The organism is Actinomadura darangshiensis (assembly GCF_004349235.1).
GTDB classification, from domain to species: domain Bacteria; phylum Actinomycetota; class Actinomycetes; order Streptosporangiales; family Streptosporangiaceae; genus Spirillospora; species Spirillospora darangshiensis.
In genome coordinates, this window is sequence record NZ_SMKY01000048.1 from 1 (window position 1) to 14,321 (window position 14,321).

Annotated in this window: 12 protein-coding genes; 5 read left to right on the forward strand and 7 right to left on the reverse strand. The window is 71.9% G+C overall.

What is annotated here, in order from left to right; genetic code table 11:
• The first annotated feature begins 33 nt into the window (after positions 1 to 33).
• Both E1293_RS13520 and E1293_RS50185 read left to right on the forward strand, forming a co-directional pair.
• Positions 34 to 1,068, forward strand: a complete 1,035-nt coding sequence (locus tag E1293_RS13520) for a CaiB/BaiF CoA transferase family protein (protein ID WP_132197567.1) — start codon at positions 34 to 36, stop codon at positions 1,066 to 1,068.
• A gap of 42 nt (positions 1,069 to 1,110) precedes the next feature.
• Positions 1,111 to 3,993, forward strand: a complete 2,883-nt coding sequence (locus tag E1293_RS50185; protein ID WP_279473107.1) for an ATP-binding protein — start codon at positions 1,111 to 1,113, stop codon at positions 3,991 to 3,993.
• Positions 3,994 to 4,263: 270 nt separating this feature from the next.
• Here E1293_RS50185 and E1293_RS13530 read toward each other — a convergent pair whose 3' ends face one another.
• Positions 4,264 to 5,094: a class I SAM-dependent methyltransferase gene (locus E1293_RS13530; RefSeq protein ID WP_132197569.1), complete on the reverse strand. Its 831-nt coding sequence runs from the start codon at positions 5,092 to 5,094 to the stop codon at positions 4,264 to 4,266.
• A 193-nt stretch (positions 5,095 to 5,287) separates the two neighbouring features.
• Complete coding sequence (locus tag E1293_RS13535) at positions 5,288 to 7,240, reverse strand: acyl-CoA dehydrogenase family protein (protein WP_132197571.1); 1,953 nt, start codon at positions 7,238 to 7,240, stop codon at positions 5,288 to 5,290.
• Positions 7,241 to 7,365: 125 nt separating this feature from the next.
• Here E1293_RS13535 and E1293_RS13540 point away from each other — a divergent pair, with 125 nt between their 5' ends.
• Together E1293_RS13540 and E1293_RS13545 are read left to right on the forward strand one after the other, a co-directional pair.
• The gene (locus E1293_RS13540; protein WP_132197573.1) at positions 7,366 to 8,124 is read left to right on the forward strand and encodes an IclR family transcriptional regulator; all 759 of its coding nucleotides are present in this window, start codon (positions 7,366 to 7,368) and stop codon (positions 8,122 to 8,124) included.
• Positions 8,125 to 8,178: 54 nt separating this feature from the next.
• Positions 8,179 to 9,222: a beta propeller repeat protein gene (locus E1293_RS13545; protein WP_132197575.1), complete on the forward strand. Its 1,044-nt coding sequence runs from the start codon at positions 8,179 to 8,181 to the stop codon at positions 9,220 to 9,222.
• 12 nt (positions 9,223 to 9,234) lie between these two features.
• Here the strand turns inward: E1293_RS13545 and E1293_RS13550 are convergent, their stop codons facing one another.
• The 4 genes from E1293_RS13550 to E1293_RS13565 form a co-directional block, all read right to left on the reverse strand.
• Positions 9,235 to 10,272, reverse strand: coding sequence for an ABC transporter permease (locus E1293_RS13550; RefSeq protein ID WP_132197577.1), 1,038 nt, complete (start codon positions 10,270 to 10,272; stop codon positions 9,235 to 9,237).
• The gene (locus E1293_RS13555; RefSeq protein WP_132197579.1) at positions 10,269 to 11,144 is read right to left on the reverse strand and encodes an ABC transporter ATP-binding protein; all 876 of its coding nucleotides are present in this window, start codon (positions 11,142 to 11,144) and stop codon (positions 10,269 to 10,271) included. The genes E1293_RS13550 and E1293_RS13555 overlap by 4 nt, the downstream gene beginning before the upstream one ends.
• Entirely contained in the window at positions 11,141 to 11,533 is a 393-nt protein-coding gene (locus E1293_RS13560; protein ID WP_132197581.1) for a GntR family transcriptional regulator, read from the reverse strand. Before E1293_RS13560 ends, E1293_RS13555 begins: the two co-directional genes overlap by 4 nt.
• A 104-nt stretch (positions 11,534 to 11,637) precedes the next feature.
• Positions 11,638 to 12,279 (reverse strand): TetR/AcrR family transcriptional regulator, encoded by a 642-nt coding sequence (locus E1293_RS13565; RefSeq protein WP_132197583.1) that lies wholly within the window; start codon positions 12,277 to 12,279, stop codon positions 11,638 to 11,640.
• Between the two features lie 121 nt (positions 12,280 to 12,400).
• Here E1293_RS13565 and E1293_RS13570 point away from each other — a divergent pair, with 121 nt between their 5' ends.
• Positions 12,401 to 13,432, forward strand: a complete 1,032-nt coding sequence (locus E1293_RS13570) for a medium chain dehydrogenase/reductase family protein (RefSeq protein ID WP_132197585.1) — start codon at positions 12,401 to 12,403, stop codon at positions 13,430 to 13,432.
• Positions 13,433 to 13,546: 114 nt separating this feature from the next.
• Here E1293_RS13570 and E1293_RS13575 read toward each other — a convergent pair whose 3' ends face one another.
• Positions 13,547 to 14,002, reverse strand: a complete 456-nt coding sequence (locus E1293_RS13575; protein WP_132197587.1) for a hypothetical protein — start codon at positions 14,000 to 14,002, stop codon at positions 13,547 to 13,549.
• Between the last annotated feature and the right edge of the window lie 319 nt (positions 14,003 to 14,321).

The window sequence follows — 14,321 nt, forward strand, 5'->3', positions numbered from 1 at the left end:
GGACGGTGAGGCGGTCGATAGGGGAGGAGCGCCATGGCGCCGTTGGACGGACTGCGTGTTCTTGATCTGACGATGTGGCGGCCTGGGCCGTATGCCACGCAGCTGCTCGCCCAGCTCGGCGCCGACGTGCTCAAGGTGGAGCCGCCCGGCGGGGAGCCGATGCGCATGTTCCGCGACCACTTCGACGTCCTCAACCGGCACAAGCGGAGCATCTCGCTCGATCTGAAGTCGGAGGACGGGCTCAGGAGGCTCAAGGAGCTGGCCGAGGACGCCGAGGTGTTCGTCGAAGGGTTCCGGCCCGGTGTCGCCGAGCGGCTCGGGGTGGGCGAACCGGTGCTGAGGGGGCTCAATCCTCGGCTCGTCTACTGCTCCATCTCCGGGTACGGGGCCGAAGGGCCGCTCAGGGACGTTCCCGGGCACGACATCAACTACCGCGCCCATGCCGCGGCGCTCCCGAACGACGCGGTCTCGCCGGAGGCCGACGAGCTTCCCCTCGCGGACATGTCGGCCGCCACGATGGCCGCGTTCGCGATCACCGCCGCCTGCCTCAAGGCGCGCGAGACGGGGGTCGGCGACCGCATCGACCTCGGCATGGCGGACGTCCTGGCGCACTGGGTCGGCACCGTCCCGGCGGCGACGCGGCGGTCGGGGGCCGGGCCCGTCCCCGGATACGGCGTCTACCCGACCAAGGACGGACGGAAGATCACCCTCGGTGTCGTGTCCGAGGAGCGGCTGTGGGCGGCCACCTGCCAGGCCCTCGGGATCGAGGAGCATGCCGCCGTTCCGTTCATCGAGCGGCTCCAGCGGATCGGCGAACTCGACGGCGCCGTCTCGGCGGCCGTCGCCAGGCTCACCCAGGCCGAGGCCATCGAGAGGCTCACCAGGGCGGGCGCCCCGGTGGCGCCGCTCCTCTCGCATGCCGAAATGCTCGGGCTCGACCACTTCGCGCAGCGGAAGATCCAGGACGAAGGGCCCGTGCGGACGACCGTCCACCCGCCGTTGCCGCAAGGGGCGGTTCCCGAGCTGGACGAGCACCGCGGCCAGACCTGGCGTCATCTCACGGAGTGAAATTCGGGTGGGAATGTCCCATACGTTTGGCATGCTTGTGACGTGAACGCACGTGCGATGAGTCCCGTCCTGGTCGGCAGGTCCGCCGAGCTCGGAGGGCTGCGGGACGCCCTCGCCGCCGCGCCCGGTGCCGTCCTCGTCGGCGGCGACGCGGGGCTCGGCAAGACACGCCTGATCAGGGAGTTCGCCAGGGACGCCGACGTCAGGGTCCTGATCGGCGGCTGCCTGGAGCTGGGCTCCGACGGCCTCCCGTTCGCCCCGTTCACCACCGTCCTGCGCGGGCTCGTCCGCGACATCGGCATCGACGGCGTCGCCGGGCTCGTCCCGCGCGGCGACACCGGCGGCCTCGCCCGGCTGCTGCCCGAGTTCGGGGAGCCGGAGTCGGACGCCGCGTCCGGTGAGGAGCGCGCGCGGCTGTTCGAGGTCGTGCTGACGCTGCTGGAGCGGCTGGCCGAGCGCGGCCCGGTCGTGCTGGTCATCGAGGACGCCCACTGGGCCGACCGCTCCACCCGCGACCTGCTGGAGTTCCTGGTCCGCAACCTCGGCGGCGCGCCGCTGCTGATCGTCATGACGTACCGGTCGGACGAGCTGCACCGCACCCATCCGCTGCGCCGGCTCCTCGCCGGGCTGGAGCGGCTGGAGCGCGTCCGCCGGATCGGGGTCGGCCGGCTGTCGCGCGCCGACGTCGCCGCGCTCGTCACCGAGCTGCTCGACCAGCCCCCGCCGCCCGGCCTCGTCGAGCGCATCGAGGCCCGCAGCGAGGGCAACCCGCTGTTCATCGAGGCGCTGCTCGACGACGACGGCACGCTGGCGTGCGAGCTGCCCGAGTCGCTGCGCGACCTGCTGCTCGCGGGCGTCCAGCGGCTGCCCGAGGAGACGCAGGACGTCCTGCGCGACGCGAGCGGCGGCAGTACCCGCATCGAGCACGCGCTGCTCGCGGCGGTGTCGGGGCTCGACGACGCCGCGCTGACCCGCGTCCTGCGGCCCGCCGTCGCCGCGAACGTCCTGGTCGTGGACGGTGACGGCTACGCGTTCCGGCACGCCCTCATCCGCGAGGCCGTCCACGACGATCTGCTGCCCGGCGAGTACACGCGTCTCCACACCCGCTACGCCGAGGCACTGGAGAAGGACCCGGCGCTCGTCCCGGCGGGGCGGCTCTGGGTCGAGCTCAGCTACCACTGGATGAAGGCCCACGACAGCACGTGGGCGCTGGTCGCGTCATGGCGCGCCGCAGGGGAGTCCCGCAAGGCGCTCGCCTACGCCGAGTGCCTCGGAATGCTCGAACGCGTCCTCCAGCTCTGGGACAAGGTGCCCGACGCGGCCGAGCACACCGGCGCCGACCAGGTCAAGGTGCTGGAGGACGCCGCCACCGCGGCCGACCAGGCCGGCGAGTACGACCGCGGCGTCAAGCTCGTCACCGCCGCGATCAAGGCGGTCGAGGACGCGGACGGCGAGCGCGACACGGCCCGCTGGGCGATGCTCCTCGAACTGCGCGGCCGCATGCTCAACCAGATGGCGCGTCCCGGCTTCGTGGAGGATCTGCGCGCCGCCGTGGAGGCGCTGCCCGTCGACCCGCCGACCATCCTGCGCGCCCGCGCGCTGTCGACGCTCGGCAACTACGTGCGCATCACCACCTCCATGGACGAGGCTCGCGAGGCGGCGCTGGAGTCCCTGTCCATCGCGCGTGCCCTCGGCGACCCCGTCGCGGAGGCCGAGGCGCTGATCACGCTGTTCTGCGCCCGCACCGACTACGAGGACGAGGACCGCCTGACCGAGGTCAGGGAGACGGCCGAGCGCTGCGGCGACCACCGCGTCCTGCTCCGCTACTACGTGATCAGGTCGCATTTCCTGGAGGGCGCGGGACGGCACGAGGAGGCCGCGGCGATCGCAGGACGCGGCAAGGAGCTGGCCCGCGAGTACGGTGTGGCCCGCACCCAGGGCACGTTCCTGTCCATCAACCAGGCCGAGCCGCTGGTCTCCCTCGGCAGGTGGGACGAGGCCATGGCCGTGATGAACCACGCGCTGGAGCAGGACCCGGCCATCACGACCCGCACCTCGCTGCTCGTCCTGTCCGGCTGGGTGGCGCTGTCGCGCGGCGACTTCGCGACGGCCAGGACGCGGCTGGCCAGGGCCGCGGAGATCATGAAGCTCAAGCTCAAGTGGATGAAGACGCAGGACTACTTCAGCATGCTCTGGCTGGAGTCGAGTATCGCGCTCGAAGAGGGAGATCCGGCCGCCGCGATGGAGGCGGTACGGCCCGTCCTCGACCACGGCGGCCTGCCGGACGACTCCCGGTACGCGTGGCCGGTGCTCGTCACCGCCGTGACGGCGTGCGACCAGCTGGGCGAGGAGGCGGCTGGCGATCTGCGGCGCGTCCAGGAGCGCGCGGAGGGGCTGGAGACCAGCGGCCCCCTGCAGCGGGCGTACAGGGTCACGTACGAGGCCAAGCTGGCGAAGGCGCACGGCCGCCCCGACCGCGCGGCCTGGGAGAAGGCCGCCGACGCATGGGAGGACCTCGGCAACCCCTACTACCGCGCGCGGGCGCTGTGCCGGGCCGCGGAGTCCGCGCTCGCCGGCGGCGACCACGAGAGCGCGGCGGACCTGCTGCGCACCGTCGTGGAGATCACCGGCCGGCTGGGCGCCGTCCCGCTCGGCGACGAGGCCGCCGACCTGCTCCGGCGCACCCGGGCGCCGCGCGGGGGGTCCGCGCCGCTCGGCCTGACGCCCCGCGAGTTCGAGGTGCTGCGCCTGGTCGCCGAGGGCCGCAGCAACCGCGACATCGCCGAGGCGCTGTTCATCTCGGCGAAGACGGCCAGCGTCCACGTGTCGAACATCCTCGGCAAGCTGGACGTGGCGAGCCGCGGCGAGGCCGCCGCGACCGCCCACCGGCTGGCCCTGTTCGCCACCCCGAAGGTCGGCGCCTGATCCGGGCGGCGGGGATCTCCCCTCCGCTGACCCCCGCCACGCGGACCGTCGGACCACACGGGAACATCGTGGCCGGCCGTCTCGGCCCCGGCCCGCGCAGGCGGGCGGTGCTTGCTCCACCCGGGAGAGGCGGCCCGGAACCGTCCGGCCACTGCCAGTGTCCCGGTCGGACGCCCTGCACGGGGCATCAGACATGCCATTTCGGCCGACAGAAAAAAGCGACGGGGACGGGCCGTCTTTCGTGACCCGTCCCCGCCCGGAGTGCGGAGGTCAGCGCGGGACGCGCGCCACGCAGAGGACCGTCTGCCCGAACGGCGGCTTGACGAACCGCTCGATGGTGCGGGTGAGCGGCACGACCGTCCGGTCGTAGATCTTGACGAGCTTCGGGTCGGGGTAGCCGGCGCCGCCGCGGCGGACCGCGAACCACCAGGCGATCCCGCCCAGGAAGTTGATCGGCTTGAGCACCTCGGGGACGAGCCCCGCCTCCCGGACCGACTTCTCCAGCGTCGCCGGCGTGTACCGGGTGACGTGCCCGACCTTGCGGTCGAAGTCGCCGTAGAGCTGCATGTAGCCGGGCACCCAGATGACGATGCGGCCGCCGGGCTCGGTGACGGCGGCGAGGTCGCGCAGCGCCTGGACGTCGTCCTTGATGTGCTCCAGGACGTTCATCATCACGACCGTGTCGACCTTCTGCCGGATCTTGATGTCGGCCGGCAGGGCCAGGTCGATGACCTCGACGTCGTCGTTGTCGTCGTAGCGCTTGCTCAGCTCACCGACGCAGTACGGGTCGTTGTCGCTGACGACGAGGTAGTCGAGGCGCCCGGCGAACTGCTCGGAGAAGTGCCCGAGACCCGAGCCGACCTCCAGCATGGACCGGCCGACGTGCGGGGCGACGGTCTCGTACTCGTACTTGCGGTAGTTGCGGGCCTCGTCCCCGCCCAGATGGTTCTCCAGCGCGCCCTCCCCGGCGGCCGGCTGGACCACGTTGCCGTCCGCGTCCTCGACGGGCGCGGCGGGCGCCGCGGCGCCCTTCTTCGGGCCGCTGCCGACGAGGTTGAGGAGGGTGCCTGCGATGGACTTCTTCTGACCAGGTGACTGCATTACTTCCCGCTCGCTGGGTGCGTTGGCGTTCGGCTTCTCGTTCGCCGGATCGGAGAGCCCGATCCCCGTGGGCGGGTTCGATCTCTGGCGCGAAGGTCGGGTCAGTCTACCCATGCGCGGGTGCCGCACGCCCCGCGACGGCGGACGGCGGGCGTGCGGCGGGCGTGTCGCCCGGTCAGCCGATGGTCCGATGTCAGCCGATGGTGCGGTGGACGTCCTCCTTCTCGCTCGGGCCCGGTTCGGACGACGCGATCCACGGCCCGGGGATGGACGGGTCGAGGACGCCCTCCTCCACCCACGCGAAGTCACCCGCGAGGACGGCCCGCGCGAGCTTCACGTCCACCGCGTCGGTGTTGCGCCACAGCCCGTCGAACAGCTCCTCGACGCGGACGCGCGCCTGCCCGCAGAACGCGTCGGCGAGCAGCAGCGCCGACTTGCCCGGCGCCGTCGCCGAACCCGCACCGGCGCTCGCGACCGGGCCCTCCGCCGACGCGTCGGCGTGGGCGCGGACGCACACCGCGCTCATCGCGTACAGCTCGGCGCCGATGTCGACCATGCGGCCGAGGAACCCCTGCCGGTATTCGAGGCCGCCCTGCCAGCGTCCCGCCGCGTAGAAGATCGACCGGGCCAGCTTGCGGGACGCCCGCTCGACGTACCGCAGGTGCTTGGCGAGCGCCCCGAACTCGGCGTAGGAGTTCGGGCGCTGCCCGGCGCCGGTGACGAGCGTCGGCAGCCAGCGCGCGTAGAACCCGCCCGCCTTCGCCGCGGCCCGCGCCTTCTGCCCGGTGGACGCGTCCGGGTCGATGACGTCGCCGGCCACCGACAGGTGGGCGTCCACCGCCTCGCGGGCGATCAGCAGGTGCATGATCTCGCTGGAGCCCTCGAAGATCCGGTTGATGCGCAGGTCGCGGAGCATCTGCTCGGCCGGGACGCCCCGCTCGCCGCGCGCCGCGAGCGACTCGGCGGTCTCGTAGCCGCGGCCGCCGCGCAGCTGGACCAGCTCGTCCGCCGCCTTGCACGCCATCTCCGACGACCACAGCTTGGCGAGCGCCGCCTCGATCCGGATGTCGTTGCGCTCGTCGTCCGCGAGCTGGCTGGACAGGTCCAGCATCGCCTCCATCGCGTACGCGGTCGCCGCGATGAACGCGATCTTGCGGGACACGGCCTCGTGCTCGCCGACCGGCCGCCCCCACTGCACCCGCTCCTTCGACCACTCCCGCGCGATCCGGGCGGCCCACTTGCCGCTCGCCGCGCAGATCGCGGGCAGCGACAGCCGCCCCGTGTTCAGGGTGGTCAGCGCGATCTTCAGGCCGGCGCCCTCCGCGCCGATCAGGTTCGCCTTCGGGACGCGGACGTCGTGGAACCGCGTCACGCCGTTCTCGATGCCGCGCAGCCCCATGAACTGGTTGCGGTGCTCGACGGTGATGCCCGGCGTGCCCATGTCCACGATGAACGCGGAGATGCCGCCGCGGTGGCCGTCCGACTTCGGGACGCGCGCCATCACGACGACGAGGTCGGCGATGACGCCGTTCGTCGTCCACAGCTTGACGCCGTTGAGAACGTAGTCGTCGCCGTCCGGGACGGCGGTGGCCCGCAGCCGCGCCGGGTCGGAGCCGACGTCGGGCTCGGTGAGCAGGAACGCGCTGACCTGCCTGGCGCAGCGCGGCAGCCACTCCTCCTGCTGCTCGGGCGTGCCGAACATCTTGACCGGCTGCGGGACGCCGATCGACTGGTGCGCCGACAGCAGCGCGGCCAGCGCCGGGCTGACCGACCCGGCGACCATCAGGGCGCGGCCGTAGTACAGCTGGCTGAGCCCGAGCCCGCCGTACTTCTCCGGGATCTTCATGCCGAGCGCGCCGAGGTCGCGCAGGCCGGTGACGACGTCGTCCGGGATGCGCGCGTCCCGCTCGATCACCGCGGGGTCGATCCGGGTGGCGCAGAACTCGGTGAGCTTGGCGAGGAACTCCTCGCCCTTGCGCCGCGGCTCCCCGGCCGGACGCGGATGCGGGTGGATCAGGTCGAGGCGGAAGTCGCCGAGGAACAGCTGCTTGCCGAAGCTCGGCAGCCGCCATTCGGTCTCGCGGGCCTCCTCGGCCACCTTCCGTGCCGTCCGCTCGTCGACGTGCGCATGCGTTCGCTGGCTCATGGAACGCACTTTTCCCGTGGCCGGTTGGGGAAACCCCGCCCGGACCGGCGGCGGAGATGCTCAAATGAAAACGACTGTCACCGACGGCCTTGACCCTGACGGGCCAGAGGGGTTCGCTGTGTGTAATGGATGAGACACGCAAGCCCACTCTCATCGCCTCGGTGCAGCGCGCCCTGCATCTGATGGAGGCGGTGGCGTCGCATCCGAACGGTGCCCCCGCCAAGCAGCTCGCCCGCGAGGCGAAGCTGCCCCTCGCGACCACGTACCACCTGCTGCGCACCCTCGCCCACGAGGGCTACGCGACCCGGCTCCCGGACGGCGTCTGGGTGCTCGGCGAGCGGGTCGAGACCCTGCACGGGCGGAGCCGGACGCAGCAGCTGCTCGCCCGCATCCGCCCCACCCTGATCCAGCTGCGCGACGAGCTGGGCGTCGCGTCCTACTTCGGCATGCAGGTGGACGACGAGATCCGCCTCATCGACATCGCCGACGGCCCGCGCGCCCCGCGCGTCGACCTGTGGATCGGGTTCGAGGACGCCGCGCACGCCACCGCGATGGGCAAGTGCGTGCTCAGCCAGCTCGACGAGGAGCGGCGCCGCGACTACCTGTCCCGGCATCCGCTGCACGACCTCACCCCGCACACCATCACCGAGCCGGCGCGGCTGCTGCGCACCATCGACTCGTGCGGCGACCTGCTGCTGGACCGCGAGGAGTACGCGCTCGGCACGGGCTGCGCCGCCGTCCCGGTCACGGACGCGACCGGCTCCGTCGTCGGCGCGCTCGCGATCTCCTGCCGGCCGGGGAAGCTGCCGAAGATCGAGCGGTCGGCGCACCTCATGCGGGCGACCGCCGAGCGGATCCAGCGGACGCTGACGCTCACCGCCTGAAACTATGCCAGTAGACACTGGCACAATCGGCGGCGGTGCTTCATAGTGCTGCCCATGAGGCGATCATTAGTGAGCGCGGCGGTCGCGGGCGCCGCCCTGCTGGCCCTTCCCCTGACGGCGCACGCCGCCGACAACGACGTCCACACCGTGCCCCTGCCGTTCCTCTGGCCGCGGGCCGAACTGGACGACGTCGCCCCCGACGGCTCCGGCGGCGTATGGATCGGCGGCGGGCAGGGCGCCTACTGCGTGCCGTGGATCGACACCTGCGCCCTCTACAGCGCGGGGAACCCGGTCGTCCGGCGCTGGACGGGCTCGTCCTGGCGGGAGTACGCGATCAACGGCTGGACGGGCAACGGCCTGATCGCGAAGGTGGTGTCCGGCGCCGGGCAGACGTGGCTCGGCGGCAGCGCCTACGACTCCGGCTACGTCGACCAGCTGTTCACGTTCGACGGCTCGGCCTTCCAGAAGGTCGGCACGCCGTCATCGGCGTCGGTCCGCCTCTTCACCACGGGCAGGCCCGGCACGTGGATCGCCCAAGCCGTCTATCCCGACTCGGACCAGCCGCGCCTGCTCAGGCGGGACGGCTCCACCTGGCGGGGCTTCGACGTGCCCGACCGCCGGACGATCATCGACGACGTCCAGGGGCTGTCCGAGACCGACGTGTGGGCGGTCGGTGCGCGGCCGGGGGAGGACGGCACGGGCCGGCGTCCCGCCGTGGCGCACTTCGACGGGACGTCCTGGACGTGGGCGGCCGCGCCTTCCGGCTCCAAGGGCATCACGAGGGTCCTCCCGGTCGGGCCCGACGACGTCTGGGCGACCCTCGACAACGAACTCGCGCACTGGGACGGCACCGCCTGGACGGCGGTCGACGGGCCCGCCGACCAGATCGCCGACCTCACCGCCGACGGCACGGGAACCCTCTGGGCGTCGACCCCGTACGACGAGGGCGACCGCCTCTTCCGTTACGCGGGCGGCTCCTGGCAGGCGGTCGCCGTCCCGTCCGGGATGGACTTGTGGGACATCACCGCCACCGGAACGTCCACCATCTGGGGTGTCGGACGCGCGAACGACGCGCCGGCGGCGGTGAGCACCTTCTAGGAGAGGCGGCTTCTAGGAGAGGCGGCGGCGCGTCCAGTAGAAGCAGAGACCGGACAGGCCGAGGGCGAGCACGGCGAACAGCCCGGTCTCGGCCCACTGCAAGAGCCAGAACCGGTCGGCCGGCTGGTAGACGACCTTCTGCTTGAAGCCGAGCCTGGCGATCTCGGTGAAGCACTTCTCCGGAGGCCCCGGCGGAGGCTCGTGTCCCGCCTCCGGCGGCGCCGGGGCGCACGCCCCGTTCATCAGGGAAGGCGGCAGCGCGGCCTCGTGCCCGGACGCGTCGACCGTGCGGTTCTCGATCGTCCAAGCCCCCGGTGCCGCACTCGTCTGCACCTCCATGACGTCGGCCCCGTTGTCCAGCGTCATCTGCGAAAGGTTCTGCTGCGTGATCGTCACGGTCGCGCTCTTGGGAGGGACGAGGTGCGGCCGGATCCACAGCGGCGTCACGACCTGGACGGCGGCGAACACGGCGAGGGTGATCGCCATGGCCGGCAGGGTGCGGCGGGTGAGGACGCCGGCCGTTACGCCGAGCACGAAGGCGAGGCCCGCGTAGCCGATCGGGACGACGCCGTGCGCGCCGAACAGCAGCGGCGTGATCCGGGGCTGCTCGCTCACCCCGGCCTTGTCCAGCGGGTCGGCCCACCAGCTGAGGGCCAGTACGGCGATGCCCGCGGCGACCATGGCGGACAGCCCGACGAGGCCGAGCTTGACGGCCAGCCAGCGGGTCCGGGTGATGCTCTGGTTCCAGACCAGCCGGTGCGTGCCGGTCTCCAGCTCACGCGTGATGAGCGGAGCGCCCCAGAAGACGCCGATGAGGCCCGGCAGGGCGATGATGATCGCGACGAGGACGCCGTAGTTCCCCCAGTGCTCGGAGAAGAAGCGCGAGCCGAACTGGTCGCAGTTGTGCTGGGCGGTGCAGGACGCGAGCCCGCGGCCGTAGTCGTCCGCCAGCCCGGGGCCGGTGGCGGCGAGGAAGACGCCGAGGACGGCGAGCCCGCCGAACACCGCCGCGGCCTGGACGCGGAACTGCCGCAATGTCAGCCAGATCATCGGATCGCCTCCAGCGTGGGGCGGCTCGGGGCCGGGGTCATGTAGGCGAGGACGAGGTCCTCAAGGCCGAGTTGCCCGACCGTCCAGGCGGGGTCGTGGATGCGGCCGTCCGTCCGGACGACGTAGGTGCTCTGCCGGTCGGTGTGGCTCTCGGACACGACGTGCTGATCCTGCGGCAGCGTGTCCTTGCGCGGGCCGGTCAGCCGGTGGTGGGTCGCGAGCAGGTCGTCGACGTCACCGGCGACCTGGACGCGCGACTCCACGAGCACGATCAGGTAGTCGCACGTCCGCTCCAGGTCCGACACCAGGTGGGACGACAGGACGACGCTCAGCGAATGCTCGGCGACGGCCTCCATGAGCCCTTGGAGGAACTCCCGCCGCGCCAGCGGGTCGAGCGCGGCGACGGGCTCGTCCAGGATCAGCAGCTCGGGGCGCTTGGCGATGCCCAGCGTCAGCGCCAGCTGGGCGCGCTGCCCGCCGGACAGCTTCCCGGCCCGATGCCCGGGCTCCAGCCCGAGCCGGCCGATCCGCTCCCGCGCGACGGCGTCGTCCCACCGCGGGTTGAGCCGCGCGCCGAGCCGCAGGTGCTCGCCGACGCTCAGCCCGGCGTAGGTGGGCGCGTCCTGCGCGACGTACCCGACCTTGGCCAGCTGCTCGGGCCCGCTCGCCGGACGTCCGCCGAGCACCTCGATGCTCCCGGCCGTCGGCTGCATCTGCCCGACCGCCAGGTTCAGCAGCGTCGTCTTGCCGGCGCCGTTCGGGCCCACGAGGCCCACGACGCGTCCGGCCGGAATGTCCAGGGTGCACTCGGACAGCGCCCACCGCTGCCCGTACTTCTTGCCCAGCCCGCGGGCCTGGATCACGGCGGTCACGCTATGTCCTCCTCGCGGGCGGACCGAAAGGTCGTCATGAACAGGGCCTCGATGCTCTCGTCGTCCAGCCCGGCGAGCCGCGCCTTGGCGAGCCAGCGCTCCAGGTCCGTGCGCAGCGGCCCGTGCGCGGTGAGCGACTCGTCCGCCAGCGTCCGCGTCACGAACGTCCCGACTCCGGGCCGCGGCGCGACGAGCCCGTCGCGCTCCAGCTCCCGGTACGCCTTGAGGACGGTGTTCGGGTTGATGGCGAGCCGCGCCACCACGTCCTTCACGGTCGGCAGCTGCTCGCCGACCCGCAGCAGGTCCAGCCGCAGCGCATGCCGCACCTGCCGGACGAGCTGCATGTACGGCGACACCCCGGACCCGGTGTCCAGATGGAACTCGATCACCGGCACCTCCATTTAACTAGTGTCCTAGTACTTTAGAGGTATAGCTATGGCAGGTGTCAACGCCGGGAAGAAAGTCCCAGTTCAGGTGGTGGGGCGCGGTCCGCTCAGGGGGCCAGCAGGTCGTCCAACTCGGCGGCGAAGAGCCGGGCGGGGTCGAAGCCCATGCCGGCGAAGTGGCCGGCGACCTCCAGGGACAGGACGCCGTGGCACCGCGTCCAGAAACTGAGGGCCCGGTGGAGGACGGCGGTCGGAGCGGGGTGGTCGCCCGCCCAACCCCTGTGCTCCTCCAGATGCTCGTCGAACGCCGTGGCGGGACGCTTCTCGGGCGCGGCCATGCAGGCGTCGAGCAGCGTGGCCATGATCTCCTGGGAGATGCCCGTGATCTCGTCGGGCGCGTGGTAGCCGGGCACCGGGGTGCCGTAGATCAGCAGGTACCGCTGGGGGTCCTCCAGGGCCCAGGCGCGCAGGCCGTGGGCCAGCCCGGCCAGGCCGGCGCCCGCCTCGGAGGCCGCGCGGAGCGTGTCGGCGAGGCTCCGGTAAGCGTCCCTGATGAGCTCGGTGATCAGTTCGTCGCGGTTGGCGTAGTAGCGGTAGAGCGCGGGCCCGCTCATGCCCATCTGCTTGGCGATCGCGTTGAGGGAGAGCGCGGACGCCCCCGCCGCGGCGATCTGCTCCCACGCGCGCTCCTTGACCTCCGCGCGCACCTGAGCGCGGTACCGCTCGCGCGGAGTCCCCGTCTGCACCATGACCCGCCGCCTCCCCGCATCGCCGTTAGTTAGAAGCTATCACGAACGCTATTGACTCTACGCCTCACGGGAGTTATAACTTCTAACGAACACACCAGCTTCTATCGCAGTGGAGGTCGACATGAACACCGGAGAGCTCGTCGAGGTCGTCCTGCCGGGCAAGGTCGAGCCGGAAGGACTGCAGATCCGGCACGGGGACGTCCCCGCCCCGGGCCCGGGGCAGGTCCTGATCCGGATGGAGGCGACCGGCGTCTCCTTCGCCGAGCAGCAGATGCGCCGCGGCCGCTACTTCGACCAGCCGGCCTTCCCGTTCGTGCCCGGCTACGACCTCGTCGGCACGGTGGTGGCCGCCGGCGAGGGCGCCGACCCGAGCCTGGCCGGCACCCGCGTCGCCGCCCTGGTCAAGGTCGGCGGCTGGGCCACGCACCTGCTCGTGGACGCCGCGGACACGGTGCCCGTCCCGGACGGAATCGGCGCGGCGGAGGCGGAGACCCTCGTCGTCAACGGCGTCACCGCCTGGCAGTTGCTGCACCGCAAGGCACGCGTCCGCGCCGGGCAGACCGTCCTGGTGCACGGCGCCAACGGCGGCGTCGGCTCGGTCCTGGTGCAGCTCGCCCAGGCCGCGGGCGCGAAGGTCATCGGCACGGCCTCCGCCCGCCACCACGACACCCTGCGGAACCAGGGCGTCACCCCTGTCGACTACCGCGACGCCGACATGGCCGCCCGCGTCCGCGAACTCGCCCCTGCCGGAGTGGACGCAGTCTTCGACCACGTCGGCGGCGAAGGCGTCGTCGACTCCTGGCGCCTCCTCGCCCCCGGCGGCACGCTCGTCTCCTACGGCACCGCGTCCACCCGCGACGACGAGGGCTCCAAGCAGTGGCCCGTCCTCAAGCTGCTCGGCCGGGTCTACCTGTGGAACACCCTGCCCAACCGCCGCCGCGCCTACTTCTACAACCTCTGGGCCGGACGATCCCTGGCCAAGACCCGGTTCCGGACCCGCCTGCGCGACGACCTCACCCAGGTCTTCGCCGCCCTCGAACACGGCGACATCACCCCGCGCATCGCCGCCCAACTGCCCCTCACCCAGGTCGCCGACGCCATGCGCCTAGCCGAATCCGGCACGGTCGCCGGAAAAGTCGTCCTGACCCCGTAGCCCAGGTGAAACGCCCGCGCTGTGCGCAGACGAAGTCAGGTGACCAATCGCGCATTGTCCACCGGCCTACGCAGGCCGGTGGACAATGCGCGATCGAAAGGTGCAGCCGGGGATTCAGCAAGCACCGAGCCGGTACCTGGCCGAGTACACGGCGCCATCGCCGGTGAAGTTCAGCAGGGTGCCCGACGACGTGACGGTGTCGCTGCCGATGAAGTCGTCTCCGTCCGGAGAGTCGTCGTCCCATGCCTGCACGACGTCTCCCACATGCACGGTCTTGTTGACGGCCGCGACTGCGCCATCGTCCATTGAACCGGGGGCGCGCCAGAAGACCGTGTTGACTTTCAGGTAGGGCTCGTCGCCGCCCGCGCCGAGGTCCTCGGTCGTACTGACGCGGAAGCGCAGCACGCACGCCGCCTGCGCGGCTACGGGCGTACCCGCGCTCCTGGCCGCATGCGCCGACTCGGCAGGCTCGGCCGCGTTGCCGGCCGCGAGCGCCGGCGCCGACACACACGCCACTGCGACCACTGCCGCCGGTAGCGCTGCCGCCCTGGCCCAGTTGAGCTTGATCATCGTGAAATGTCCTTTCCGTTTCATCCGGCGTCTCCTGTCTTACCGATCCACCGGCCTTGGCTGACTTTTCCAGTAAAGTGGTCGGCGGCTTCGGCTCTACTTCAGATCGGCTTCATCCCTGGCCTCTGCCGTGGACGGCTGAGGGGCGCGATCACCCCGGAAAGGCGACCTTGAAATCGCCTCGACCAGGGGTGAAGTCGATGTGAAGCAGGCCTGAAGTCGGCGGATGCTCTCCTGAATGCGCGTTGACGGGTGGGTGGCGGCTCGCCGGGTCGGCGAAACGGGGCCCGGCTGCGGCCGGGGTGATCACTGCGATGGT